Annotated in this window: 20 protein-coding genes and 1 pseudogene; 12 read left to right on the top strand and 9 right to left on the bottom strand. The window is 39.4% G+C overall.

Going from position 1 to position 24168, the window contains the following annotated elements; translation table 11 throughout:
• Positions 1–271: 271 nt before the first annotated feature.
• From H148_RS0109360 to H148_RS0109335, 7 genes are all read left to right on the top strand, one after another.
• Positions 272–1612 (top strand): TolC family protein, encoded by a 1341-nt coding sequence (locus tag H148_RS0109360; RefSeq protein ID WP_029034570.1) that lies wholly within the window; start codon positions 272–274, stop codon positions 1610–1612.
• A gap of 1 nt (position 1613) precedes the next feature.
• Positions 1614–2669 (top strand): efflux RND transporter periplasmic adaptor subunit, encoded by a 1056-nt coding sequence (locus H148_RS0109355; RefSeq protein ID WP_029034569.1) that lies wholly within the window; start codon positions 1614–1616, stop codon positions 2667–2669.
• Positions 2670–2673: 4 nt separating this feature from the next.
• A complete protein-coding gene (locus H148_RS0109350; protein ID WP_029034568.1) occupies positions 2674–5832 on the top strand; it encodes an efflux RND transporter permease subunit in 3159 nt (1052 codons plus the stop codon).
• A 102-nt stretch (positions 5833–5934) separates the two neighbouring features.
• On the top strand, positions 5935–6540 hold the full coding sequence (locus H148_RS0109345; RefSeq protein WP_029034567.1) for a TetR/AcrR family transcriptional regulator: 606 nt from the start codon (positions 5935–5937) through the stop codon (positions 6538–6540).
• Between the two features lie 22 nt (positions 6541–6562).
• Positions 6563–6622, top strand: a complete 60-nt coding sequence (locus H148_RS19050) for a hypothetical protein (RefSeq protein WP_425414079.1) — start codon at positions 6563–6565, stop codon at positions 6620–6622.
• A 5-nt stretch (positions 6623–6627) separates the two neighbouring features.
• The gene (locus tag H148_RS0109340; protein ID WP_029034566.1) at positions 6628–6933 is read left to right on the top strand and encodes a hypothetical protein; all 306 of its coding nucleotides are present in this window, start codon (positions 6628–6630) and stop codon (positions 6931–6933) included.
• Positions 6934–7227: 294 nt separating this feature from the next.
• A complete protein-coding gene (locus tag H148_RS0109335) occupies positions 7228–8268 on the top strand; it encodes a PAS domain-containing sensor histidine kinase (protein ID WP_029034565.1) in 1041 nt (346 codons plus the stop codon).
• Here the strand turns inward: H148_RS0109335 and H148_RS19045 are convergent.
• The 6 genes from H148_RS19045 to H148_RS0109305 form a co-directional block, all read right to left on the bottom strand.
• Positions 8153–8506: a DUF6730 family protein gene (locus H148_RS19045; protein WP_425414075.1), complete on the bottom strand. Its 354-nt coding sequence runs from the start codon at positions 8504–8506 to the stop codon at positions 8153–8155. The two genes, H148_RS0109335 and H148_RS19045, sit on opposite strands and share 116 nt — an antisense overlap.
• Positions 8507–8518: 12 nt before the next feature.
• Entirely contained in the window at positions 8519–9376 is an 858-nt protein-coding gene (locus tag H148_RS0109330) for a relaxase/mobilization nuclease domain-containing protein (RefSeq protein WP_029034564.1), read from the bottom strand.
• A complete protein-coding gene (gene mbpA, locus H148_RS18855; RefSeq protein WP_245583412.1) occupies positions 9373–9876 on the bottom strand; it encodes a mobilization protein MbpA in 504 nt (167 codons plus the stop codon). Before mbpA ends, H148_RS0109330 begins: the two co-directional genes overlap by 4 nt.
• A complete protein-coding gene (locus tag H148_RS0109320) occupies positions 9857–10717 on the bottom strand; it encodes a toprim domain-containing protein (RefSeq protein WP_029034562.1) in 861 nt (286 codons plus the stop codon). Before H148_RS0109320 ends, mbpA begins: the two co-directional genes overlap by 20 nt.
• Before the next feature lie 290 nt (positions 10718–11007).
• Positions 11008–12093, bottom strand: a complete 1086-nt coding sequence (locus H148_RS17595; RefSeq protein ID WP_245583411.1) for a virulence-associated E family protein — start codon at positions 12091–12093, stop codon at positions 11008–11010.
• A 19-nt stretch (positions 12094–12112) separates the two neighbouring features.
• Positions 12113–12403: a helix-turn-helix domain-containing protein gene (locus H148_RS0109305; protein WP_029034561.1), complete on the bottom strand. Its 291-nt coding sequence runs from the start codon at positions 12401–12403 to the stop codon at positions 12113–12115.
• Between the two features lie 336 nt (positions 12404–12739).
• Here H148_RS0109305 and H148_RS0109300 point away from each other — a divergent pair, with 336 nt between their 5' ends.
• Both H148_RS0109300 and H148_RS0109295 read left to right on the top strand, forming a co-directional pair.
• Positions 12740–13252: a hypothetical protein gene (locus H148_RS0109300; protein WP_037324967.1), complete on the top strand. Its 513-nt coding sequence runs from the start codon at positions 12740–12742 to the stop codon at positions 13250–13252.
• Positions 13249–13938, top strand: coding sequence for a nucleotidyl transferase AbiEii/AbiGii toxin family protein (locus H148_RS0109295; RefSeq protein ID WP_029034559.1), 690 nt, complete (start codon positions 13249–13251; stop codon positions 13936–13938). The genes H148_RS0109300 and H148_RS0109295 overlap by 4 nt, the downstream gene beginning before the upstream one ends.
• Positions 13939–13996: 58 nt before the next feature.
• Here the strand turns inward: H148_RS0109295 and H148_RS0109290 are convergent, their stop codons facing one another.
• The 3 genes and pseudogenes from H148_RS0109290 to H148_RS19000 all read right to left on the bottom strand — a co-directional run.
• Positions 13997–14722, bottom strand: coding sequence for a hypothetical protein (locus H148_RS0109290; RefSeq protein ID WP_029034558.1), 726 nt, complete (start codon positions 14720–14722; stop codon positions 13997–13999).
• Positions 14712–15329 (bottom strand): site-specific integrase, encoded by a 618-nt coding sequence (locus H148_RS19005; protein ID WP_342663248.1) that lies wholly within the window; start codon positions 15327–15329, stop codon positions 14712–14714. Before H148_RS19005 ends, H148_RS0109290 begins: the two co-directional genes overlap by 11 nt.
• Before the next feature lie 18 nt (positions 15330–15347).
• Positions 15348–15853: pseudogene (locus H148_RS19000) on the bottom strand (phage integrase SAM-like domain-containing protein); the annotation flags it as partial.
• Positions 15854–16478: 625 nt separating this feature from the next.
• On the opposite strand from H148_RS19000, the gene H148_RS0109280 reads away from it, so the two are divergent.
• From H148_RS0109280 to H148_RS18340, 3 genes are all read left to right on the top strand, one after another.
• Positions 16479–16958 (top strand): hypothetical protein, encoded by a 480-nt coding sequence (locus tag H148_RS0109280; RefSeq protein ID WP_029034557.1) that lies wholly within the window; start codon positions 16479–16481, stop codon positions 16956–16958.
• Positions 16959–17079: 121 nt separating this feature from the next.
• Entirely contained in the window at positions 17080–23355 is a 6276-nt protein-coding gene (locus tag H148_RS0109275; protein ID WP_029034556.1) for a P-loop domain-containing protein, read from the top strand.
• A complete protein-coding gene (locus H148_RS18340) occupies positions 23312–24046 on the top strand; it encodes a hypothetical protein (protein ID WP_029034555.1) in 735 nt (244 codons plus the stop codon). The genes H148_RS0109275 and H148_RS18340 overlap by 44 nt, the downstream gene beginning before the upstream one ends.
• Positions 24047–24168: the final 122 nt, after the last annotated feature.

Here is a 24168-nt window from a genome sequence, read left to right as displayed (position 1 = left end):
TTTTGATTTTACCACATTATTTATTCGTTTTTTTCTTGACTCATCGGTTATAGTAAAGGCTCTTCAGCTTCCTGTGAATTCCTTCCGGAAGCAGAGTTCGAAAAAATTCGTAGTTCAATCCGGTTATTTAATATTTCGGAATTATCAGATCAATTTTAATCATTTCATTTTCAATAAAATAAACTATGAAACTTTTTTGGTTTTTTAGTTTATTTTGGTCTTATCTTTGCATCCGTCTTACACGATCAAAGAATCAAAAACAAAATTTGGAATGAAAAATTTATTAATTGGTTTGCTCTTTACTTCCGGTATCGCCTTTGCCCAGGATCCCGTGGAGCTAAACCTTCCAGAGGCGGTGGCATTCGCACTGGAGCATAAAGCAGAAGCTGAAAAGGCACGACTGGATATAAGAAAAGCCGATGCACAGATTGAAGAAGTACGGGCAAATGCTCTGCCTAACCTGTCGGGAAGTGCCAATGCGACTTACAATCCGCTTTTACAGGAGAATGTACTTCCGGGGGAGATTTTTGGAATGCCGGGCCAGGATATAGCCGTGGCTTTTGGTAAAGAATGGACTTCAAATGCGAACGCGCAGTTAACACAAACGCTTTTCAATCAGCACTTATTTACAGGATTAAAGGCCGCAAAATCCACCAAGGAATTTTACCAGCTCAACGCCCAACTCACCAATGAAGAAATTATTGAGCGGGTGGCAAATGCCTATTATCAGGTATACCAGGCACAGCAAATGCTTGAAAACGTGCAAACTAATCTGGAACTAACAGAGCAGACTGTGGAAATTGTCCAGGGTCTGTTTGAAAATGGATTGGCTAAGAAAATAGACTATGACCGCAGCAAAGTAGCTCTTAACAATCTGGTTGCGAATGGGCAGCAGGTGTTAAATTCGGTGGCCTTGAGCGAGAATGCCTTAAAGTTCATGATAGGAATGCCTATTGGACAGCAGATTAGTCTGCCGGAACAAACATTTGATCCGGTGATTCTACCGGAAACCAGTATTGGAGGTATTGAAAGAACCGAACTTCAGCTTTTGAACAAACAACTGGAGCTTCTTAACTGGCAAAAGAAAGCGAGTCAGGCTGAATATTACCCTTCCGCAGCGCTTATTGCTAATTACGGCTGGTTGGGACAGGGAGATGTTTTTCCGGCAGGAAATGGAGAGGATAAAGGCGTGTACTGGTCAGACCTTGCAGCTGTGGGCGTAAATATTAGCATTCCCATCTTTAACGGAGGCGCAACCAGATCCAGGGTAAAACAAAACCAGATCGAAATTGAAAAAGCACGGGAAGATCTAAAAGAGACAAAACTGGCAATGGAGTTAGCATACGTTAATGCAGTTGCACAGTTAGAGAACAGCCTGCTTACCATTAAAATTCAGGAAGAGAACGTGGCACTGGCCAGGGAAGTACTGGAAGATACACAAAACAATTACGGTCTTGGTTTGGCCAGCCTCAATGATATGCTGGATGTGGAGAGAGATCTTGCAGCGGCAATGAATAATCTTACCAACGCCAGGCTGGAATATAAACTTGCCGAAGTACAACTGTTAAGGTCACAGGGACAACTAGAAACACTTACTAATAATACACTATAAAATGAAAAAGAAAACCATCATCACCATAATAGCTTTGGCAGGAGTTGCTGTAGCTTTCTTTCTAATCCTTCAGAATAACAAGAGCAACAACGAAGCAGAACTTGATATTGTAGCACAAAAGAATACAGAAGTTGCTGTAAGGACTGCAACTGCTCAAAGTGAAAGCATCAACGGACAATTCACTGTAAATGGAACCTTCCAGCCCGAAACGCGTACAAATATTTCCGCAGAAATGGGCGGACAGGTTGTAGCTATTTACGTGGAAGAGGGGAGTGAAGTGAAAGCAGGACAGGTGATCGCAAAACTTTCGGGAGATAAGATCAATGTAAATGTGAACAATGCGAAAGCAAATTTAGATAATGCAATTTCCACTTTTGACAGATATGAAGCGGCTTACAAAACCGGTGGTGTCACTGCAGTTCAGCTTGACCAGGCACGTCTGCAGGTGCAAAATGCAAGAGCCCAGTATGAATCTGCAAAAATAAGTTCCGGAGATACCAGTGTTCGCTCTAAGACCAATGGAATTGTGAATAAGAAAATGGTAGAAGTTGGAATGGTAGTAGGTGCCGGTACGCCTATCGTGGAAGTAGTAAACATTTCCTCTCTAAAATTAAGGGTAGAAGTTGATGAAGCTTTGGTAAGCCGCCTGCAGCCAGGAGATACGGTGAATGTGGTGCCCAGTGTGACTAAGGACACCATTAAAGGTAAGCTCACATTTATAGCTCCTGCTTCCACCGGTGCATTAAAGTTCCCTGTAGAGATCACTGTAGATAATTCTGAAAGAAGCCGAAGAGCAGGAATGTATGCGACCGCAGTCTTTAACCAGTCTGGGGATGACAATGTACTTATCATTCCAAGAGAGGCCTTTGTTGGCAGTGTAAGTGACAACCTGGTGTTTGTCGTAGAAAACGGAACCGCGAAACTAAAAGAGATCCAGACAGGAATAAACTACGGAAATAAAGTCCAGGTTACTGCCGGATTAAATGAAGGAGATGTGGTTGTTACCAGTGGACAAATAAACCTTGCCGATAATACTGCGGTAACTATTATAAAGTAAGAAAATGAAATTAGCAGAAGTATCTATAAAAAGGCCCAGCCTGGTGATCGTAATGCTTGCATTACTAATCATTGGCGGACTTTTCAGCTATAGTCAGCTCAATTATGAGTTGATCCCAAAAATGGAAATTAAGGTGGTGACCGTGATGACGATCTATCCGGGAGCATCACCAGCCGAGGTGGAGAATACAGTTTCCCGAAAAGTCGAGGATGCGGTTTCTTCCCTTGAAAACATCAAGAAGATCCAGACCAGTTCTTTCGAAAGCTTGTCTGTAGTGACCATTCAGTTCAACAACGACGCCGATGTGGATTTCTTACTGAATGAAGCGCAGCGTAAAATAAATTCTATTCGCTCAGATCTGCCTGAAGATATTGAAGAGCCATCGCTCTCTCAGTTCTCCCTTTCAGACTTACCTATTGTGAGTCTCGGAGTAACAGCGAATCTTTCAGAAAATGAGCTTTATGAGCTTATCGATCAAAAGATCCAGCCGGCTTTCTCCCGACTTTCCGGGGTAGCCCAGGTAAACATGGTTGGGGGACAGGAAAGGGAAATAAGAGTGAATCTCGACCCTAACAAGCTGGAAGGTTACGGACTTACCGTACCTATGGTACAGCAGATCATTAGCGCCTCCAACCTGGATTTTCCTACCGGAAATATTACCACCAGGGAAAATACCACGCTTATCCGACTTTCGGGAAAGATCCAGAGTGTAGATGAGCTAAGAAATTTGGTCATCGCTTCTCAGAATGGTCAGAATATCAGGTTAACCGATGTTGCTGAAGTTCAGGATACTCAGAAGAAAACTGAGAAGATCGCAAGAATTGACCGCCAAAGTACCATTTTGCTGCAGGTTCAAAAACAAACGGATGCCAATGCGGTGACCGTGAGTGAACTTGTACAGGAGAAAATGACCGAATTGGAAGAACAATACGCAGAGCAGGGAGTTAAACTTACCATGGCGAATGACACCTCCACTTTTACCCTTGCTGCGGCAGATTCTGTGATCAAAGATCTTTTGATCGCGGTAGCGCTGGTGGCATTTGTGATGCTTTTCTTCCTGCACAGTTACAGGAACGCACTTATCGTGATGGTGGCCATTCCCACTTCGCTTATCGCGACTTTTATTGGAATGTTGCTCCTGGGTTACAGTTTGAACCTTATGAGTTTACTGGCACTTTCATTAGTAGTAGGTATCCTCGTGGATGATGCAATTGTGGTGATCGAGAACATTCACCGGCACATGGAAATGGGTAAAAATAAAGTTCGCGCTGCCTATGACGGTTCCAAGGAGATTGGATTTACCGTAACTGCGATCACTCTTGTAATTGTGGTGGTATTCCTCCCAATCGCCTTGAGTTCCGGGCTTGTTGCTAATATTATTGCACAATTTTGTGTGACCGTGATCATCGCAACTTTGTTGTCATTACTGGTTTCCTTTACTGTGGTGCCATGGCTTTTCTCAAGATATGGAAAGCTGGAATTGATTAGCGGAGACTCTTTCTTCGGAAAGATCATCCACAAATTCGAAGCCGGTCTTACCTGGTTTACTGAAGAGGTTACCAAGATTCTTAACTGGTCACTTGATAACAAGATCAAGACTTTTCTTGTGGTGTCTGTTTTATTTGTTAGCTCTATTGCTTTAGTAGCCATGGGATATATAGGTTCAGATTTCTTTCCGAGGACAGACAGGGGGGAGTTTCTTGTACAACTTGAAATAGATAAAGACGCCTCTATTGAGGAAACGAACTTTATCACGCAGCAGGCCGAAAATTATCTTTCTCAACTGCCCGAAGTGGAACGGATGATCACCACAGTAGGCCAGTCAAGTAGCGGCGGAATGGGAGGAGCCCAGGCTACGAATTACAAGTCTGAAATCAATGTTACTCTTGTCGATAAATCTGAAAGAGAAGATAAGACCAACGTTTTTGCAGCTAAACTAACCCGCGCCCTTGAGCAGGAGCTGGTAGGAGCCAAGGTAACTACCGTGCCCATGGGAATTATTGGTGCAGAACAGGCACCGCTGCAAATGACCATTACCGGGGACAGTTTTGAAGATGCGATGGCTTATGCTGAAGCGGCTGAAAACCTCCTGAAAAATATTGACGGAGCTACTGAAATTGATATGAGTGTGGAGGAAGGAAATCCTGAAATTTCAGTAAATGTAGAACGGGACAAAATGGCTTCATTAGGCCTTAATGTTGCCGTGGTGGGACAAACCTTACGTACGGCCTTCAGTGGAAATACAGACAATAAATTCCGTACCGGAAGTACCGAATATGACATCAATATCATTTTTGATGAAACTTCGAGTAATAACATCGAGGATGTAAGGAGTATTCAGTTTATGAATAACCAGGGACAAAGGATCAATCTGGCGCAGTTTGCAGATATCAGCTATGAATCTGGTCCTTCTTTGCTGGAGCGATATGACCGTTCTCCTTCGGTAACCGTTATGGCGCAAACTGTGGGTAGAACTACGGGAGCAGTAGCCCAGGAATGGGAAGAGAAACTGGCCAGCGTGGAGAAGCCTAAAGGCGTAGCCTGGACCTGGGGTGGAAACATGGAAAACCAGAGTGAAGGTTTCGGTACTTTGGGGATTGCACTTTTAGCCGCTATTATGCTCGTTTATATGATCATGGTGGTGCTATATGATGACTTTGTAAAACCTTTTATTGTATTGTTCTCCATTCCGCTATCCTTCATTGGAGCTTTATGGGCACTGGCACTTACCAATAACAGTTTGAACATTTTCACCATTCTTGGGATTATCATGCTTATTGGATTGGTTGCCAAAAATGCCATTTTATTGGTAGATTTTGCCAACCACAGGCTGGCACACGGGGAGAAGATCCGTGAGGCATTGATCCAGGCGAACCATGCCCGTTTACGTCCCATTTTGATGACTACCATTGCAATGGTATTCGGGATGTTGCCAATTGCGCTCGCATCTGGTGCAGCGGCAGAGATGAGTAACGGTCTGGCGATTGTGATCATTGGAGGATTGTTGTCTTCCCTGTTCCTTACGCTGGTGATCGTGCCGGTGGTGTTCATGATCTTTGTACGTCTTGAAGAGAAGTTTACCAAAACCGGAAAGAATAATTATGAAGAGTTGATGGTTGCAGATTATGAGCACATTGACCCAAAGCATGAACTGGAGTTCTAAAAATGACAAAAAAGCTGACTGTTTTCGGCAGTCAGCTTTTATTAAACTTCAGCAAAAAAATAAAAAGTAGATCTTTGTAGAAGGATGTAATTAGGAGAGAATATGGAAAAAGATACTGAATTACTGGAAAAAGTCACAAAGCTTTTCCTTCACAATGGGGCGAAGACGGTTACCATGGACGACATAGCCCAGGAACTGAAAATTTCCAAAAAGACATTGTACCAGAAGTATCAGAATAAAGAAGCACTACTTGAAGAGGTGCTGGCCTATAAATTAGAGATAGTACTTTCCAAGATGAAAAATCTGGATGAGACTATAGATAATGCGGTCGAAAGAATGTTTGCAAGAGATGAGGACATGGAAAGAGCCTCCAGGACCAATGATTCTATTATGCTGCGCCAGCTTATCAAATATTATCCGCAGATCTTTAATAAGCACATGCTTTATTTTTCTGAAAAGCTTTCGGAGATCCTGGTGCATAACATTGAAAGAGGCAGGAAACAGGGATTATACAGAGAAGATTTTGACGCATATTTTTATTCAAAACTTTTTTTCCAGATGACCATGACCTATGATAATTCACCTTTTTTGGATACTACCCAAATCTCACGAGCACAATATCAGCAGGAATCCCTGTTCTTTTATATGAATGCCATAACTACGGAAAAAGGAAGAAAATTGTTGCAGGAGATCCAGCAACAACAATAATCGGGCGGAAAGATATCATTTCCTGAACCCTTGGTTTTTCCCTGAACTTTCTGAATGCTTTAAAGAGTTCCTTATTAATTAATTACCATGAATTCAATCCCAACATTACACCAGTATCAGGAGACTTTATCTGCCTGGGCAGGGTGTGGAATAAAATTAAATTACGATTTTGAAACAGTTTGCGAGTGTGATTTCGATTTTATTGAGATCCTCCTGTACTTTGAGAGCAGGTTTTCTTTAAATCTTCTGGAAAGTCCTGCTTTGCGACAGGATTTCCTTAAAGTCAGTAATTTTTTGGTATGGATCACCTCCCAACCAGGATCAACAGAACTCTATCGCCCATTCAGGCTTCATAAACCCGAAGTCATTCCCACAGTAGACTGGACAGAGTAGGAACCCAGGGTCACCAGGAATTCAGCTTTATAAATTATGGTATTATCTGAGATAGGTCTCTAGTTATTACACACGCTGAAACTGGAGAAGCCTTAGGGTAAAACAGGATAATGGCCTTTTTTGGAAAAAGGCGGTAATTTTTATTTCCGAATTTTTAAGGTATATGCTTTTTATATTGAGCGAAAACCAATATTTATCTTAATTGTGAAATAAAATATTTAAGTATAAAGAATAATTTTTAACTTCTGCTGCTGATTATTCTTCTCCCTCTATATAAAAGTAAACTGAATTGGATTGAAAAAAAGATTCTCAAATCCTGCTAAAGAGATTAGGTTTCGTTCTTTGTTCGAAAATTCTCTTGAACTGATCCTTTATCAGAATGAAGAGTCAATTATATTGGATGCTAACCCTGCCTTTCTAAAATTAGTCGGGGAGCCAAAGGAAAATGTAATATATCGCAGTTACAATGATTTCCTGTCAGAAGATGTAGAGTCTTTGTATAAAGAAAAGCTTGAAGAGGCATTTTCTGGAAAAACAGTAAGATTTGATCTGTTTACTTCACAGGGGAATTCTGAACCCCGACATTGGGATGTCGTGAAAGTACCGGTCGTGGAGAATAAGAAAGTGGTAGGGGTGCACATGGTTGCAAGGGACAATACCGAAAAGGTGCGGAGCCGGGAAGAAATTTTAGAAAAAAACAAGGATCTACAGCAGTTTACTTATGTTGTTTCTCATAATTTGCGTAGCCCCTTAACCAATGCTTTAGGCTTAGTGGATATACTGGAAATTTTAGAACCGGATTCTTTAGATTTTCAGTCTTCGCTGGAACATTTGGGTATCAGTCTTCGGCAGCTTGATCAAGTAATAAAAGATATGAACACCATCCTGTCAATAAGAGATAAGGATGGTCTTGTACAAACAGAATTTGTTCCGCTGAAGGGAGTTGTTGAGCAAGTCGTTGAGAATTTCAAGAAGGATCTCAGGGATTGTGGAGGAACTGTACAGGTGGCTATTCCTAAAGATTTTATAGTAAAAGCCAACAAGGCATATCTTTACAGTATATTTTTTAATTTACTTTCTAATGCAATAAAATTCCGGTCTAATGAGCGGCCATTACAGGTAGATGTGACTGTAGCAATAAATGATGGTCAAGAGAAAGAAATATGTTTTTCAGATAATGGATTGGGGGTTGACCTGGAGCAGGCGGGCGAAAATATATTCAAGCTCTACAAGAGATTCCATCCCAAACAATCGGGTCGAGGCCTGGGTTTGTTAGATATAAGGTTACTGCTACAGAAAGAAGATTCAGAAGAAATCCTACAGCAACAAGGATAAAACCTTTTCGCAAATAAGCTTTGGTTTGATTGTTCCTCTTTTCTGCAATTTCCAGATATCGTTGGTTTTGTTCTATACCCCAGGAAATACTTTGTTGGTGTTCCGTTAATAAATACGGCAGGTTCTGGAGATCGAGCTGAATTTTACTTTTCCGGATCTCCTCCAGTTTTTTTACTGTTTCTTTAAAATCATCGATTTCTGAAACAAGCATTTCTGATAACTCTTCTAATTTTGTCATGACCTTCTTATATTAAAATTCTATTCCGTGGCTAATGATCTTCTTGATAAGGTGTTTGGTTATACTCAGCGCTAAACGGTTGGAAAGCTGAACAACTTTTCCGGCTATTTTCATTTCCTGGTGTTCCCTGAAAAAAGGCTTTAACCCTGCCTGATTGACTAAAGATTTGCCGATGTTTCCGCCACTCATGGATCGGTGTATTTCACTGCCTTTTAAATTGTGACCGTCAAATTCAAACCTGAAACCCTGCAACTTGTTAGCTTTATTGATGCAGGGAATTACCTTCACTTTATTTGTCTCCATGGCTTTAATGTAATCTGCAAAGCTTCTGGGTTTGAAATTCTTTATTGCGATATCATGGCGCCGCTTGATTTCCGCACGGATATCCTTAAGGCTGATTTCTTTCTCTACCTGAAGTTGTCGAACGGTGGTCAGTCCTTGCTGTTCCGCAACTTTTTCAGCTGCCTGTTGGCTGCGTTTCCCAATGAAACTGTCATTGTATGCTGAACCGTTGAAGTCGATCCTGTTCACGTAAAGATGTATATGCAGGTGCTGTTTGTCCCGGTGCACAAAAGCAATTGCCTGTCTTTCTCCCAGCTTCATCTTATCCATAAAGCTGCTGCATATTTTCTGAAGCTCAGCTCTGGGCAGTTTCTTTCCATCTTCAACTGTGGGGCTAAGCACAAAGGAGAGGGTATTCTTCTTGCAATTGACATTCTGTTCCTGGATCAGCTGAAATTCCCGGCTGATCTCTTTTGGGTTTTCTCCTACCAGGTGTTGCCGATATACCACCTCAGCATTCTTCTCCTGGTTCCATCCGTAGGCCATGGAAGCCTGGGTGTGGGAGATTGATTTTCCTTTGCCAATCATTTCTGAAGCTTTTCAAGTTGTTGTTTTATCTGGTCTGCCAGGGCATAGGTTGCCGCAGAAAGCTTCGGATCTTTTTTCCTGAACATGTTTCCTATAGATTTAAAGTTATTGTGGAACTTGCTAAGGGTCTTCATGATCTCTATTTGATCATGGGAAAATCTTTCTTTGATTTCCAGATTAAATATGGACCTGCGACAAAATTCGCTAACGCTAAGCCTGCATCTTTTGGCTTTGATGTACAGCAGCTTCTTTTCGTATACGGAACATCGAAACTTCACGAATTCCCTTTTTGCCTTAAACATCTCTTTTTTATTGCGACCACCGGGAGCAATAATTTTTGTGCCCACAGGCACACATCTTGAATTAGAATTCGGTTCAATAGCAGGATGTTCTTCTAGGGAAGCATCTATTTGTTCTATAGATAATCCTTCAGCAGCAGGATCTAATTTAGAAACATCTATTACTATAGGTTTCTTCCTTTCATTTTTCAATTCTTCCATGGGTCAGCATATTATTAAGATCCTTATAATCTTTATAGAGATCACTGATATCTCTGGTATTAGGAAACCGGAATAGTAACTCCCCGGCAGTTGTTCTACCGGCCGGATCATTATCCAGTAAAAGGATGACTTTAGCATAGGATGTTAGGACATTTTCAATGCTACTGATATTGCCCAGAGAATTCAGCACTATGATATCTGAGCTATAAAAGAGCTCCTTATCAAGTACATTTAAGGACAAGAAGTCAAACATTCCTTCCAGGATAAGAAGTTTTGCAAACTTTCTTTTAAAAGAAGAAGTTGTTTTTGGGGAGGTGGAACATTTGAAATACTTATTGCGCAGTTCCCACCCGTTGGCATCATTTTGTAATCCGAGGGAGAAATAGATTTTGTTGTTCATGCTATGCCATACTTCCCTACAGAAGTTTTGTGCAAGATCCAGGGGAATCTTTCTTGAGTGCAGGTATTGAACAAGTGCCGGATGTGAAATGGTTTTTACTTCCCGGATGTGGTGTGGATTGCTTTTCTTCGGAATTTCTACCGGGCAAAAAGAAAACTGAATATTGTCCTGCAGGCATCTTTCTGCTTCATAGGCAGAGCAGTTGTTTATGGCCATGACCAAGTCTATAATATTTCCACCCTTTCCCAATCCGAAGTCAAACCATAAATTCCTGGACAAAGACACGCTGAAAGATGCCTGCGTTTCTGACCGCAGGGGACTCAGAAACCAGGCTTCTTTCTCCGATTTCTTAGTGGGGTAGTGCCCGGAGCTCGCCAGTGTTTTTACGATGCAGATCTTTCGGGCACTACTCCACGATATGTCGTTTTTACTTTTTTTCATTTTCTTTAATTTTTATATGATCCATCTACCATGGCCTTTAGATACAGGTTTTTACTTCTTTTTTTGCCCGAAAACCTTCTTACCCATTTACCCATTCGGGTAGATTTGAAAATTTTAATTACCCCGTTCAAAATCCTTAAATTCTTGCCTTTAAGCCTTGTTATGGTAATTGGATAATTGGGTAATTAAAATTTATAAAACCTCTAAGGGAGAGAGCTTAAATAAAGGTTTGATCAGGTATCCATAAACTCTCGCTTTTGGAGATTTTACTCTTTCATAATCCAGGGCTTTTAATGCCCTGCCATATTGTACATGTTCAGGCGGGGATTTACGCAAACCAGTTGAAGCACAATCTCCGAAGCTGTTTTAAAATCTTCCGGTTCAGTACTCTTGATGTAGTACTTACCCAACAGTTCCTCCTCCATAGTCGGTTCCCTGTAGATCCTGTTCCTGCTTTCGTTCAGTTCGATATCATCAATAGTGAGTTCGGGATAGAAGTTTTCATCCACATAGGCCAGGTAGTATGCCTGCGCCCACACTTTATCGATATCTATCTTTCGGGAATAATTAAAGTCAATGGCACCTTTCAATTCAAAGCACAACCAGCGAACAGATCCCGTTTCATCATTGAGAAAAGTCGCCCGATTCGTGGAACCTATAAAACTGCAGGTCCTGTAGAGAGTGGAATTTTTCCGGTCGTAGGGCAAACGTTCATTGATCATGGTTTTCGAGAAATAAGCCTTTAGAGCATTTATTTCTTTTTTTGCCAGAATCGAGAGTTCATCCAGATTGATAAGGAAATTTCGGGTCAGCTGGATCCTTGCATCCTTATCAGTGGTCATGTCCTCTGCAAAATATTTCGAAAGGGCAGGAGGGCAGAGGAACCTGCACCAGGTGGATTTTCCAGAGTTCTGTTGAGGATGGACAAGAACCAGGCACTGCTTATTAAAGTATTCCTTCTCAAGACCACACTTCACCGTGCGGACCAGCCATTTTTTGAGGTGGTACAGAAATAGATCCGGTTCCTTGAGAGGTAGGTAGGAGGCAAGTTCCTTTATATGATCCTGCCCATACCATTTCGGTAATAACCGGAAATACTCTTTAATTGGATTGAATTTAGAAATGAATTGAGATCTTAGAAATATTTCCAGTTTTGCCGGGTTGACATTAATATCTGTTTGGGCCAGTTCGATCAGGAAAGAATTGGCATCCAGTATTTGCCAGGCATTTTGGTTTTTCAGGGAGATCTGGAAATCATGACCTAATTCATCATACCGGATGTCGTATTTTTCACCGGCATATTTGTAGATGAAGTCATAAATGGTTTTCTTTTTCTGTTCCTGAGCTGTGTATAGCTTGTCTTCGTTGCCTGACATATCAGCGGATGTTAGCGTTTTAGAATCTTCTCTTATTCCTGAAAGTGTACTCAAGGGCGTCAGCCTTTAATTCTCCTTTTGATTTCCTGGTATCAGTGAGCAGCCATTCATCCAGTTTTTCTTTGGAGAAGTAGATCATTTTTCCCCTGGGCTTAGAGAAGGGTATCTCGCCTTTGGCGGTCAGCTTATACAGATAGCTCCGGGAGATCCCGGTGTATTCACTGGCCTCGTCTAAAGACATTACAGTCTTACCAGCTCGGACCAGTTTTTCAATACGGTCCAGTTGCTCCAGAATTTTGATTTCGTTCATGATATAAAGGTTTAAGGTTTAAAATGCTTTGGTATGCGGTTTCTGGAGCAAAACTAGGAAGGGAAAAAATCTGAGATGTGTACTTTACGTACCTGGGTATGCATAATCATGGATGTGGTAAGACTTTTTTACGAGAAATAGGAGGTAACCAAATGATTAATGCTTCGGCGTATAGTTCATGTATCTGTGGTGGTATTATATGCAAGTGCATATAATTCTCCGTTTCAAAATTTGGAAAAGGAATCCTCAGAATGCCCTCGGCAAGCAATAGTTAATTCTCAATTCGCGATTCGCGAATTGAGAATTTTTGATATCTTTGTCTGAAATAGAATCATTATGAAGAAGCATAGTGGAATGAGGCCTCACGATGTTGCGGTTTTACTGAAAATTGCGGCAAAAGAAGGAACAGATTGGTATATGAAAGATCTTGCTTATGAGCTGGGGATTAGTGCCAGTGAGGTGAGTGAAAGCATTAACCGGTCCATAATAGCCGGTTTACTATTTGAAGATAAGAAGCGGTTGATGAAATCTGCTTTACTCGATTTTCTCAGGTATGGTTTGCCTTATGTTTATCCCCAAAAACCTGGCTCCCTGGTGCGAGGATTACCGACCGCACACTCTGCAGCACCATTAAATAAGGTTATTCAGGGGGAAGAACCATATGTTTGGCCGTATGCTGAAGGTTCAGTCAGAGGTCAAGCCATAGAACCTCTTCATGTGAACGTTCCGAAGGCTTGTCTAAAAGATCAGGTTTTCTATGAATACATGGTGCTCTGCGACGCCATACGCGTAGGTAAAGTAAGAGAAAAAAACATTGCACTTGAAGAACTCGAAAAAAGATTAAGTTGAAAAATACCATTATAAATAGAAAAGCTACTAAACGTGTAGCTCTTGCTTTAGGCGACCTAAATGAAAAGGTAGTGTTTGTAGGGGGAGCTATGATAAGCTTATATATTGATGATCCGGCAGCCGAAGATGTCCGGCCCACGAAAGACATTGATCTTACTTTCAAAATAGTTAGTATTGGTGAACTTGAAGAATTACGAGAATCCTTATCGAGTCGCGGTTTTTCTCAATCATCTGAAGATGATGTCATCTGTAGATTCCGGTTAGGTGATATTAAGGTAGATGTAATGTCCACCAAAGAGGTAGGTTGGGCTCCGGCAAATCCTTGGTTTGAGCCCGGATTTGAAAAGGCAATTCCTGTTCAGATTGAAGAACAAACGATCAGGATACTTCCTTTTGCCTATTTTCTGGCTACTAAATTTTCTGCATTTTCAGCTAGAGGTGGCCGGGACCCTAGAATGAGCCATGACTTTGAAGATATTGTATACTTATTAAATTATACTTCTAATTTTAGAGAACAGATAAAAAAATCTCCTGATGAGGATGTAAAACAATATCTTATAAAATCCTTCAGCCAGATCTTACAAAGTGATCGGCTACAGGAAGCAGTCATAGGTAATCTTTATTTTGAAGATCAGGGAGCAAGATTTGAAAGAATTATGAAAGATCTTAAAGCAATTGTAGACTAAGATTTTTCACAATGACCAGACCTTTATTGGTGGTAACGATCGGAGCAGATATTTTTTTTCAATTCATTTCAATTTTCTTAAAAATAGTTATTAGCGTATCGTGATGTTTCGAAACTGTGGTTCGGGTAGGGGCGTTCTTAATAGTGTTGTATTTGTAACTTTTCCCGTCTGGTCTTAGGATTAGCTTTGAAGAAGAAAAGAAGCTTTTAAGTGTAAGTGAATTTAATGGAAAGGTTCGTATCAGGCAATCATAGAATTCCCTGCTACTGGGGCCGTCCATATTAAGATGTATTCTGGAATTGTGTATGTCCCAGCTCTTGGTGAGAACATTTTTAAAATCCTGGAAAGAAGTTCTGTCGTTAAGCAGCAAATCATATTTAACCAATTCATTGTACAACTTCTCAATCTGATTGTCAGAAGCCTTTATTTTGAAACTATTGTTATTGATCTTAGTTGTAGTAATTTTTTGAACTTGAAACGTGTCCGTAAATTTTTCAGTCCACGATGAGCAGCAAAGGAGGAAGCCCGACGCAAAGGCTGCTAGAATGATCACCTTGATGAGAATATTTTGATTTTCATCGGTCATATTGTAGAAATACATAAGATGCATAAAAGCCAGTCCAACCAAATTAAATAGGATCCGGGGCTTTTCAATTCTTTTTTGGTAATTCCGGGAGTCATTTATAAAATAGCGCCCAATCCCAGGAACAATATGAATACATATCCGCCCATAGATATAAATAAATGCAATCGCGGCCAGATATTGAAACAAATCAAATTTCATAATCTATATGAATGTCAGGAATCAGATAGGCGGCTTCCTTTTTCTTCTTATCTACTAATTTCGCATATACCTGGGTAGTTCTGATTTCCTTATGACCCAGGATCTTTGAAACTGTATAAATGTCGGCACCATTTTCTAGTAAGAGTACGGCATGAGTATGTCTCGCGCTATGGAACGTGATGTGCTTGGTTATACCTGCTCGCATACACCATCTCAGGATCTCGGCATTGAAGTGAGCTCCATATTTTAATCCTTGAAAAACGCGATCCTTTTCCTGTTTTCTTTTGCCCATTAATTTTCTTGCCTCAGGAGAGATAAATTGATATTCTTGTCCTGCCGTTTTTTTCTGTTTAAAAACCAGTTGTGTTTCATGTCCCTCATCACGGACTTCAGACCATGTAAGTTTATTTACATCACTCCATCGAAGACCGGTAAGGCAACTAAATAAAAAAGCAGATTTAAGTATAGGATGTTTACACTCCGCCTTTACCATTGCCATGAGTTCGTCATGCGTTAAGTGTTCTCTGCTTGTTTCGCCCTGAGCAAAACCTTTTACAACTGTAGCAAAGTTTCTACGGGTATAACCATCGTCGAAAGCCTGTCTCAAAGCAGCTTTAAATTTGTTGTAATAGGTATATTTTGAATTTTGAGATAATGGAGTATTAGATTTAGTTCTGGAGTTTTTGTTTAAGAACTTCTTAAAGCCCAGCACAAATTCTCATCAATATCTTCAAAAGTTATTTTCTTTTTCTTGCAATAATCTTCAATGTGGTTTTGAGCAGCATCCCAGTTATCGTAATTCCCTTTGTTCTCGTATCGTTCTTCTTTTAACTTGTCATAGTAGGTAAGGAATAGTAACTTATCTTTCGATCTGTCTTTAATCCCGTATTTCCCCTGGGCATATTCAGCCCTGCGTATAGATAAGATTTGTTCAGCTCTTAAGAGTGTTTCTTCATTTTCTTTTTTTTCGGAAGGTGTCTTTGGTGAAATATATAGATACTCTTTTAAATATTCGAATTCTCTATTATTTTTTGATTTACCATTTTCATCCGTGATCTTTCCTTTATAGTAATCAATATAAAGACTATACTTTCCCGTTGTCAGTTTCTTTTTTCTAAGGTTTATTTTCATGACTCGCTACTTTCTATTAAAGATAAGAGAAAAAAAGAAGTTGGGTGCACTTTGTGCACCTCAATAGCGAAATTTAACAACGGGGTGCACTTTAGGTGCATAGCGGGGTGCACAGTGCATAAATATGAGAAAATATAAAAATAAAAAATGAGGCTCTAAAGCCCCATTATCATTATATTTAATTACATTTAAAGGTAAAAAATATCGAATAAAATTTGCTGTTTATTTTCCAATACAGGAATAAGTTTTTCAGGTTTTATGGGGGTGGAGTGGAGTATGGGGTACAATAGGCCCCGGAAAGTCGCACAGAAATTAGCAAATCATCGTTTGAAAAACTAAGATAGTAATTTCTCTAATAATCTCTCCTCTGCTGTCCCTTATTTTTGCTGGATTTTTTGAAAAGAGCAGGGGAGAACACCTTCTGTCTTTCTTCGGGTACAAAGGGCTAAAATTTAGCTATTATTCATTTTTGGGGTACAAATTACAGCTCTTCACGCCATTTCTCCTCATGTTTCACGGGAGCTATAGAGGATAAATTCCTACATTCGTAATGTAGCTTTAAAGCTTCAGTAAGCACTAATGATGGTAGACATATTTCATTAGAAGGTAAAAGATAATAAAACAGATGAAAACTGAAAAACTATTAATAAATAGAAATGAGGTATGGATATCAATTGATTCCATTAAATTAAAAACAGAAGAGGGTTTAGTAGAACAATCGAATCAGTTCATAAGCTATATAAGCTATTCCGAACCTGAGGGCTTTATAGGACTACCCATTCTGGATGAAAATGAGGAAAGGAAAATATTTTCCAGTGTTGAAGCTGCAAGAGAATATGCTATTAACCTTCAGAGAAGGATATTATATCCATCTAACTTTGACGACCCTTGGGAATACGACTCAACGAACGTTTTCGAAATTTTATATAAACCTATATTAATTGATCTTGAGGATAAAACAATAGAAGGAACTATAATAAGATGTACGAGTACCTCAAATAATCGGAACGCTATAGGTTCTATTACCGTAAAAAAATTAAACGGCGCAATTCGTTCCTATAGTATTGTGGAAATTAAAAAATTTAGAATGCCGCAAAAAAATTGAATTAGAATGAAATTAAGGAAAATTCTTATTTAGGTGGTAAGAATCCCTTTTCTCCTTTTGAGCACAGAAAGGCGAATAATTAAACTTTCAGAAAGGTTAAAAAGAGACACAAAAATCAACAATGAAATTAGATGGTACAAACAAGCTGGTGTCGTATTCTCGTGCTGGTGATGTATTCCATTATCGGTGGGCAGCTAGACGCTGTCTAAGATTAATTCAACCTATTACGGACTTGAAAATGGTCGTAATTGAGGGGTCAAAAGAAAAGGAAAAAGCAGGGGAGTACGTCATTGATGTTTCAGAATATTATAATGGAACTAACTCCAAAAAGAGAGTCGAATATTATCAACTTAAACATACTACAGTTCAGAAAGATAAACCTTTCACTTTAAGTGGTTTGAAAGATACGATTGTCGGCTTTTCAGAGAGATACCAGCAACATGCTAAAGAAAAATCTATTGATGGAGTTTTCTTTACTGTTATAACAAATAGAAAGGTAGATCAAGCGTTTAAGCAAAATATCGCAACCCTTGTTAAGGGAGGCAAGGTCAATAAAAAATTCGGGGAAACCCTTAAAGGTTACACCCAACTTGATGGGAAGGAGCTGATTGCATTTTGTAGGTTATTAAATTTCGAGGATGGAGAAGGGGATTATAATATTCAAAAAGAAGATCTCAGGATGGAAATGGCCAGGCTCCAACCTGGATTGATTGATCCGGCCCAAATCGATAGTATTGTATCATTAGTCCAAGAGAAGGTGCTACCCCATTCTAGCGGGAAAATAACTAAAGAAGACATTCTTAGACCGTTTGGAGTGACTTCTGAAAGACAACTTTTTCCTGCACCTCCGCTGTTTGAGGAGATTAATGGCATAACTTATAGAGATCAGTATCAAAACCTGTTGAACACTATTACAAGTATAAATTGTCCTTTAATAATTCAAGCGGAAGGTGGTGTTGGAAAGTCGGTATTTAGCCAATATGTACTTGAAGCACTACCTGAAGGTTCTTTGGGTATAGCTTACGATTGTTTTGGTTCGGGTAAATATCGTAACCGGAGCGAGCCCAGGCATAGGCATCGGGATGGACTTGTTCAAATAGTCAATGAATTAGCCTCAATGGGTTTGTGTGAGAGGATGCTAGTACGCGATACAACTCAAGAAACTGATATCATGAATGACTTTTTAAGTCGAATTGATGTTTCAATAAAAACGTTGAAGAAAGTCACGAAACCAGCGAAATTAGTTATTATAATTGATGCTGCCGACAACGCCGAAATGGCTGCTCAGGAATTTGGCGACTCATGCTTTGCAAATGAGTTGCTAAGAGAAATTCTTCCTATTGACTGTAGCCTTGTACTATTGTGCAGGCCGGAGCGCATTCATCTGTTGAAGCCACCAAGCTCTGTTACTCAGTTGGATCTTCTGCCGTTTTCTAAAGAAGAAACTTTCGCGAACCTAAAAAATTATTTCCCAGAGGTAAACAAGGTTCAGGCTTTTGAATTCCATCGTCTCACCAACGGAAATCCAAGAGTGCAGATGAATGCAATAGCAGCGGCTCCTGCCTCGTTGAATGAACTTCTCGTTTATCTAGGGCCATTTGGGACAACAGTTGAAAAGCAAATTGAACACCAATTAAACACGGCTGTTCAAAAGATTAAAGATGCTCTACCAAGAGATTATCAAACCAGTGTAGACAAGATATGTACTGGATTATCGATTTTACCTCCCAATATTCCTATTAAGGTTTTAGCACAAGTCGCTGAAGTAAGGACTGAACATGTGAAAAGTTTTGTTGCAGATATTGGACGCTCCTTATGGCTACTCGATTCGTCAGTTCAGTTTAGAGATGAACCTACTGAGACCTGGTTTCGAGATGTTTACTTGGGCACAAAAAATGACTTTAATAGTTATATAAAAATTTTGGAGCCTCTTGCGGTTGAGTTCACTTATGTAGCAGAGGTACTTCCTCAAATTTATCTCCAGGCTGGGCAATATGATCGACTAATTACTATTGCTTTATCCGATAAACTATTGCCGTTAAACAACCCTATAGATACCAGAAATGTAATTGTTTTTCGGTTGCAGTTTGCATTCAAGGCAGCCCTTAGATCTCAAAATTATAAAGATGCTATCAAACTTGCTTTAAGAGCAGGTGAAGAAGTTGCCGGAGATCAGAGGCAGCAAAATCTTTTTCTTAATAACATCGATTTGCTTCCACAGCTACAGGATAAGTTTAAGGTCCAAGAAATCGCTTTCAAAGGGCTTTTAAAGAGTAACTGGGAAGGCTCCGAGAATATGTATTCGGCATTTTTATTAAGCGAAATAAAGGAATTTCATGGAGAGGCAAGTGGATATCAGAGGTCTGCATTAAATTGGCTGGATATCTATTTCGAGGAGTCAAAGCGAAATAAGGATCATGATCAAAGGGAAGGCGTTAGTTTTGATGACATTCTGGAATTAGCCCTTGTTCAGTTAAACCTCAATGGAGTAAAATCTTGTCTAAAGTTTCTCAATAGTTTTAAGCCAAAGGAATTCATATTTCAGGTAGTAAAACGCCTCGCTAATAGATTAATTGATGCAGGAAGATTTAATGATATTGCTGAGTTTCTTAAAAAAGCACAGAATAATAAATTTTTTGTAGTTGCCGTTGTAAGTGAATTAGAGAAAGTTGGTTGGTTTGCTGAAATTGAGGATTTGGAAAAAACCTTGAATTTATTGTCCGGCACTAAAACGCGGATTAAAAAACCGAAAGATCCAATTCATGACAATATTACCCCATCCATCATAACATTTTTAGAGGTGTGTCTTCACAGGAAGATGAATCCTGTTTCTATATTAAATACCCTGGCCTATTATATTCCAGATAGAGCATCACATGGGGTAGGATCAAGATATGATTCTAAGGAGCGAGTAATGTTCCTTAAAGCGCATTCCATTAGGTATGTTCTTTCCGAAAATTTAGTTGTCCAGTTAGATGATCTAATGCCAAAGCTCTATAAATCGGAAAACCAAAAACGGAACTATACGGATGATATCCGAGAATTTAAAGAAGTGATAGGAGGTTTGCTCCCATGGTTTTTCTTAAGGGCCCAAGTCATTTCGGGCAACATTGATGATCTATCAAAAAGGACAGAGCAGGCTAATAAAGAATCAAAAAAGGCATATATCAATAGGTATAAATCTCATGACGTTCTTCCCAGCGAAATTGCAGAAGTTTCGGCTTCTATTCTTTTGTACTGTATTCAGCAGGAATCTAAAGTAATTGAACAATACTTCAATGATTATATTCGGAATACTATTTCCTTTAAAATTCCTAATCGAATTATTTTGCTGCGCGCTGGAACCAGAGCAGCCCACCTCACCGGTGTGATCAATGAACTTGAAAACTCTACATATGAACTTATAAAAGGTTTAAAAAATGCCAGACCTGAAGAAATTGCGGATCATTACATTTCAATAGCACGTGCAGTCCTTTCCAGTTCCAAAGATGACGCTGCGGTTTATTTTGAAGAAGCAATAAATATAGTCTCCAAATTTGGGGATGAAATCGTTAACCGTTGGGAAGCAGTTGTCTCACTGGGAGAACTATCTGCCTCACACTCATCACAGAAATTAGCCTATAGGTTTATCCGTGTTGCTGAATTGGTCGGAGAGTATGTCTATCGTGAAAAACACTGGAGTCGATCTGGTGCAATGGTAACTTGTGCAAAAATGTCTCCACAAGTCGGAATATCAGCATTGAGCAGATGGCGTGATAGGGAAATTGGGAGGTTTGAATATCAGCTTCAAACACTATTGGATTATTTAGTTAAATCAAAAATAATTGAACCCGCAGAAGGATGGTCATTAGCGCGTTTATTAGAGGATCATCATCTAACGGATTTCCTCTCAACCTGTTTAGCAAATGAATCCTCAGATAAAATCAAACAAGAAATCTTTGATGATGCGTATAATTTATTAAGAACAGAGGGTGCAACGGCAGAGTTCTGGATGAAATTAAAATCTATTGGAGATTTGTACAACATTACGAACGAGAATTTAGAGGATACTGCAAGATCATGTCCAGACACTGTAAGGGAGGTTAATACGCCGCACAAACATCTACGGGTACTGAATAGAAGTGAAGCTGAAATAAAAAAATGGGATAGAATATTTCAAGATATAGAATTTCTAAAACCTAAAGGTTTTGCTCTTTTATTGAACAAATTTTCAAAAGAATTTCAGGTAAAGGATGAGCAATTTCATTGGCGTTCAATTGATTTATTTGAGGAAGCCATTACCCGAACCAATTCTAATCACATACAGGATCTTATAGATGTTATATTGAGTTCTGAAGACGTCAGTCAGTATGAAAGCCAACAATGTCTTAATTTAATATTTGATCGTTGGAAAAATAAGGTCAGTTTTAAAAAGAAGTGGCCGACGATTATGTACCGGTATGGACAACGATATGCATTTCAGCTTGTTAGTGATTATTCATTCAGCTCCATAGTTCGTGAATTAGATCTTAATGATAGTTTAGCTCTTGAATTAAGAAAAGGAATTTTTGAAGGATTATCACAAGGCCAAGAGTTTGTAGATGCTAGTGTTTTTTTTGAATTTGTAAAACATGCTTTGACTTTTATTAGTACGGAAGACACATCTAATTTAACAGATTATGCATTGTCTAGGTTCGAATTACATATGGAAGAGGATTTTGGAGATGGTCCTTGGAGTGAATGGTTATATGTCTCAGATGACATTAGCAGAAGTGTAGCTGGATTTATCTGGTCAGCTTTAGGCTCACCTCGCTCTAAAATTAGGTGGAGTGCTTGTCATGTGATTAAGAAATTAGCAGATTTTAACTGTTCTGAGATCTTAAATTACCTAATTGAATGGCTACAACATGACAAAGTTGATGCATTTGGAAGTAAACATTTTCCGTTTTATAACCTGCACGCAAAGCAATACCTCCTGATTGCCCTGTACCGAGTTTCCGTTGACCATTTCTCTATATTATTCGATCATAGGAAGATTTTTATGAAATATGCTGTCTTAGAACCTCATATCATAATCCAAAAATTTTCCGCCGAAATTGCGCTTTATATTGAAAAGAATAGTCCCGGATCTTACAGTGCAAAAGAGGTTTCCCTCTTAAAAGGAATAGGTAAGAGCAAACAAAAAGTGAAGAAGGAAGATTCCGGATTTAAAGTAGATAGTTACCTGCATAAAAATGGAAAGGTTAATACTGGATTAAAAAGTCACTTTGGATATGACTTCGATCGGTACTGGTTGGAGCCCCTTGGGGAGGCTTTTGGAGTTCCACGTAAGCAAATTCAGGAATTGTGTGCTAATGTAATTGTTGCAGAATGGAAGCTCGAATCAAAAACAGGATTTAGCAGTGACCCTAGGGTCAGCCTATGGAACCAATCTCAAGATCGGGAAACCTGGCATGACCATGGAAGTTATCCAAAGACAGATGATTGGGATTTTTATGTATCATATCATTCAATGCTAAACGTAGCAGCAAAGCTGGTTGAAAATATGCCAGTAATTATTACCAGAAATTCTTGGAGCGATGAAAATCCTTGGAATTCGTGGTTATCTCGACACCTCTTAACTAGGAAAGATGGTAAATGGTTAGCAGATAGCAGAGATCTCCTACCCTTAGAAAGGCCTGAATGGATAACTAAAGGGAAGAGTGACAACTGGAGAACTACTATTCAAGATCACGAATTTTTAAAAGGTATTATGGGCAGCCGGGGAAAAGAGACTTGGTTTAATATTAAAGGTGGTTGGACTGAAAGACATAATTCACATTACGAGTCCTATTCAGTTTCGACTGCTCTAGTTTCTAAAATGACTGCGGATGCTTTAATGAGAGCACTATCAACCTGCAGTGATTGTCATGATTTTAAGATTCCGGATTACAAGGAGAATCGGGTAGAAATAGCTTCGGGAATTTTTAAGCTTGAAGGATGGATATTGGATCTCGATTTTCGTAAAGGGCTTGACGAATTGGACCCATATGGTAAAGATATTGGCTATCCGCCCTTTTCGCTTGGTGAGAAATTTTTAAAACGGCTCAATCTTCACTCAGATAATGATGGTAAAACGTGGTATTTTAGTGAGGGTGCTATTGGCTTGAAATGCGATACCTGGAGGAGTGATTTAGAAGATTATGATGAAGAGCCTGAACAGCATGGTATGCGACTAAGTGCTTCATTAGAACTACTAAAAAAGCTTTGTGAAACCTATAACTGTAATTTAATCTTTGAAATTAACATTAGCAGAAATATCAGTTATAAATTTCGGTCCAAAGATGACAAATATGAATATTTAACGCATCATAAAATTTACTTACTTTCTGCAGATGGAAGACTCAAAAGCACAACAGAGAATTTTGAACTTGGGTAGGGCAATAGTAAACGAATTGGACCTTGACCCAGGAGTGGATACGCTCTCAAAATGGATGGCACATTATATTGCCGAAAAGTTGGATTTAGTTGAAATAACAAGTGGAAAGAAAAAGGAGCAGGCTCAAAAGGAATGCGTTGATATTATCCTTAAGCTATGGGAACACCGATGGTCGATTCCACAAAGAAAACCTTTCTTGGAAGATTTCGAGCCACTTTTAGAGACTTTAAAAAATCTGGATCCAAAGAAGGAGCTTCCTTTCTTTCTGCCGCCGCGGATGCAGCAGGAATTTCAAAAAGAAAGTCAAGAAATTGGCAATGAAAAAATAAATTATTATCAAGAGGCTCTAAAAGTAGATCGATTAGCACGCTCGATAATTAACGATCTTTTAAACCGAGCTGTGTCAGGACTAGAGCTGAGTACAGAGAGGAGGGAAATTATTAGGAGGGGCCTAAATCTACTGGACGCCCCAGACATGAAAATCATAAGATACGTATTGAATAATGATCTGGCCGACAAAAGTCAAGAGGTTGAGAAATATGATGTAAAACACAAAAGGAGCGCAGAACTAAAGAAAAGAATAGAAGGTTTGGAGGAATTTTCTAATTTTAATGATTTCTTGCTGGAAAGGTACAATAAAGAGCTTGTAGAGTTAGAGCAGGTCATAGGTAGCCCGCAAAGAAAAAAGTGACTATTGAGAACCTCCTGAATAAGACGAAAATTTTTTAAAAAAAAATTCTTCTTCCTAATAGTTTATTAGCGGGAGGATCTTATTTTCCTATTCATAAGAATGGAAGTATTTATATCACATAG

It is taken from the genome of Salinimicrobium terrae DSM 17865, from assembly GCF_000424665.1.
GTDB lineage: Bacteria > Bacteroidota > Bacteroidia > Flavobacteriales > Flavobacteriaceae > Salinimicrobium > Salinimicrobium terrae.
This window is presented reverse-complemented; position numbering and strand designations above follow the sequence as displayed.

Excerpts from the sequence above, each read along its gene's own strand:
- H148_RS0109355 (WP_029034569.1), top strand. The coding sequence starts at position 1,614 with ATGAAAAAGAAAACCATCATCACCATAATAGCTTTGGCAGGAGTTGCT.
- H148_RS0109330 (WP_029034564.1), bottom strand. The coding sequence starts at position 9,376 with ATGATTGGCAAAGGAAAATCAATCTCCCACACCCAGGCTTCCATGGCC.
- H148_RS0109280 (WP_029034557.1), top strand. The coding sequence starts at position 16,479 with ATGAAAACTGAAAAACTATTAATAAATAGAAATGAGGTATGGATATCA.
- H148_RS0109305 (WP_029034561.1), bottom strand. The coding sequence starts at position 12,403 with ATGAACGAAATCAAAATTCTGGAGCAACTGGACCGTATTGAAAAACTG.
- H148_RS0109350 (WP_029034568.1), top strand. The coding sequence starts at position 2,674 with ATGAAATTAGCAGAAGTATCTATAAAAAGGCCCAGCCTGGTGATCGTA.
- H148_RS0109320 (WP_029034562.1), bottom strand. The coding sequence starts at position 10,717 with ATGAAAAAAAGTAAAAACGACATATCGTGGAGTAGTGCCCGAAAGATC.
- mbpA (WP_245583412.1), bottom strand. The coding sequence starts at position 9,876 with ATGGAAGAATTGAAAAATGAAAGGAAGAAACCTATAGTAATAGATGTT.
- H148_RS0109290 (WP_029034558.1), bottom strand. The coding sequence starts at position 14,722 with ATGAAATTTGATTTGTTTCAATATCTGGCCGCGATTGCATTTATTTAT.
- H148_RS0109340 (WP_029034566.1), top strand. The coding sequence starts at position 6,628 with ATGAATTCAATCCCAACATTACACCAGTATCAGGAGACTTTATCTGCC.
- H148_RS0109345 (WP_029034567.1), top strand. The coding sequence starts at position 5,935 with ATGGAAAAAGATACTGAATTACTGGAAAAAGTCACAAAGCTTTTCCTT.
- H148_RS0109300 (WP_037324967.1), top strand. The coding sequence starts at position 12,740 with ATGAAGAAGCATAGTGGAATGAGGCCTCACGATGTTGCGGTTTTACTG.
- H148_RS17595 (WP_245583411.1), bottom strand. The coding sequence starts at position 12,093 with ATGTCAGGCAACGAAGACAAGCTATACACAGCTCAGGAACAGAAAAAG.
- H148_RS0109275 (WP_029034556.1), top strand. The coding sequence starts at position 17,080 with ATGAAATTAGATGGTACAAACAAGCTGGTGTCGTATTCTCGTGCTGGT.
- H148_RS18340 (WP_029034555.1), top strand. The coding sequence starts at position 23,312 with ATGGAAGACTCAAAAGCACAACAGAGAATTTTGAACTTGGGTAGGGCA.
- H148_RS0109360 (WP_029034570.1), top strand. The coding sequence starts at position 272 with ATGAAAAATTTATTAATTGGTTTGCTCTTTACTTCCGGTATCGCCTTT.
- H148_RS19045 (WP_425414075.1), bottom strand. The coding sequence starts at position 8,506 with ATGACAAAATTAGAAGAGTTATCAGAAATGCTTGTTTCAGAAATCGAT.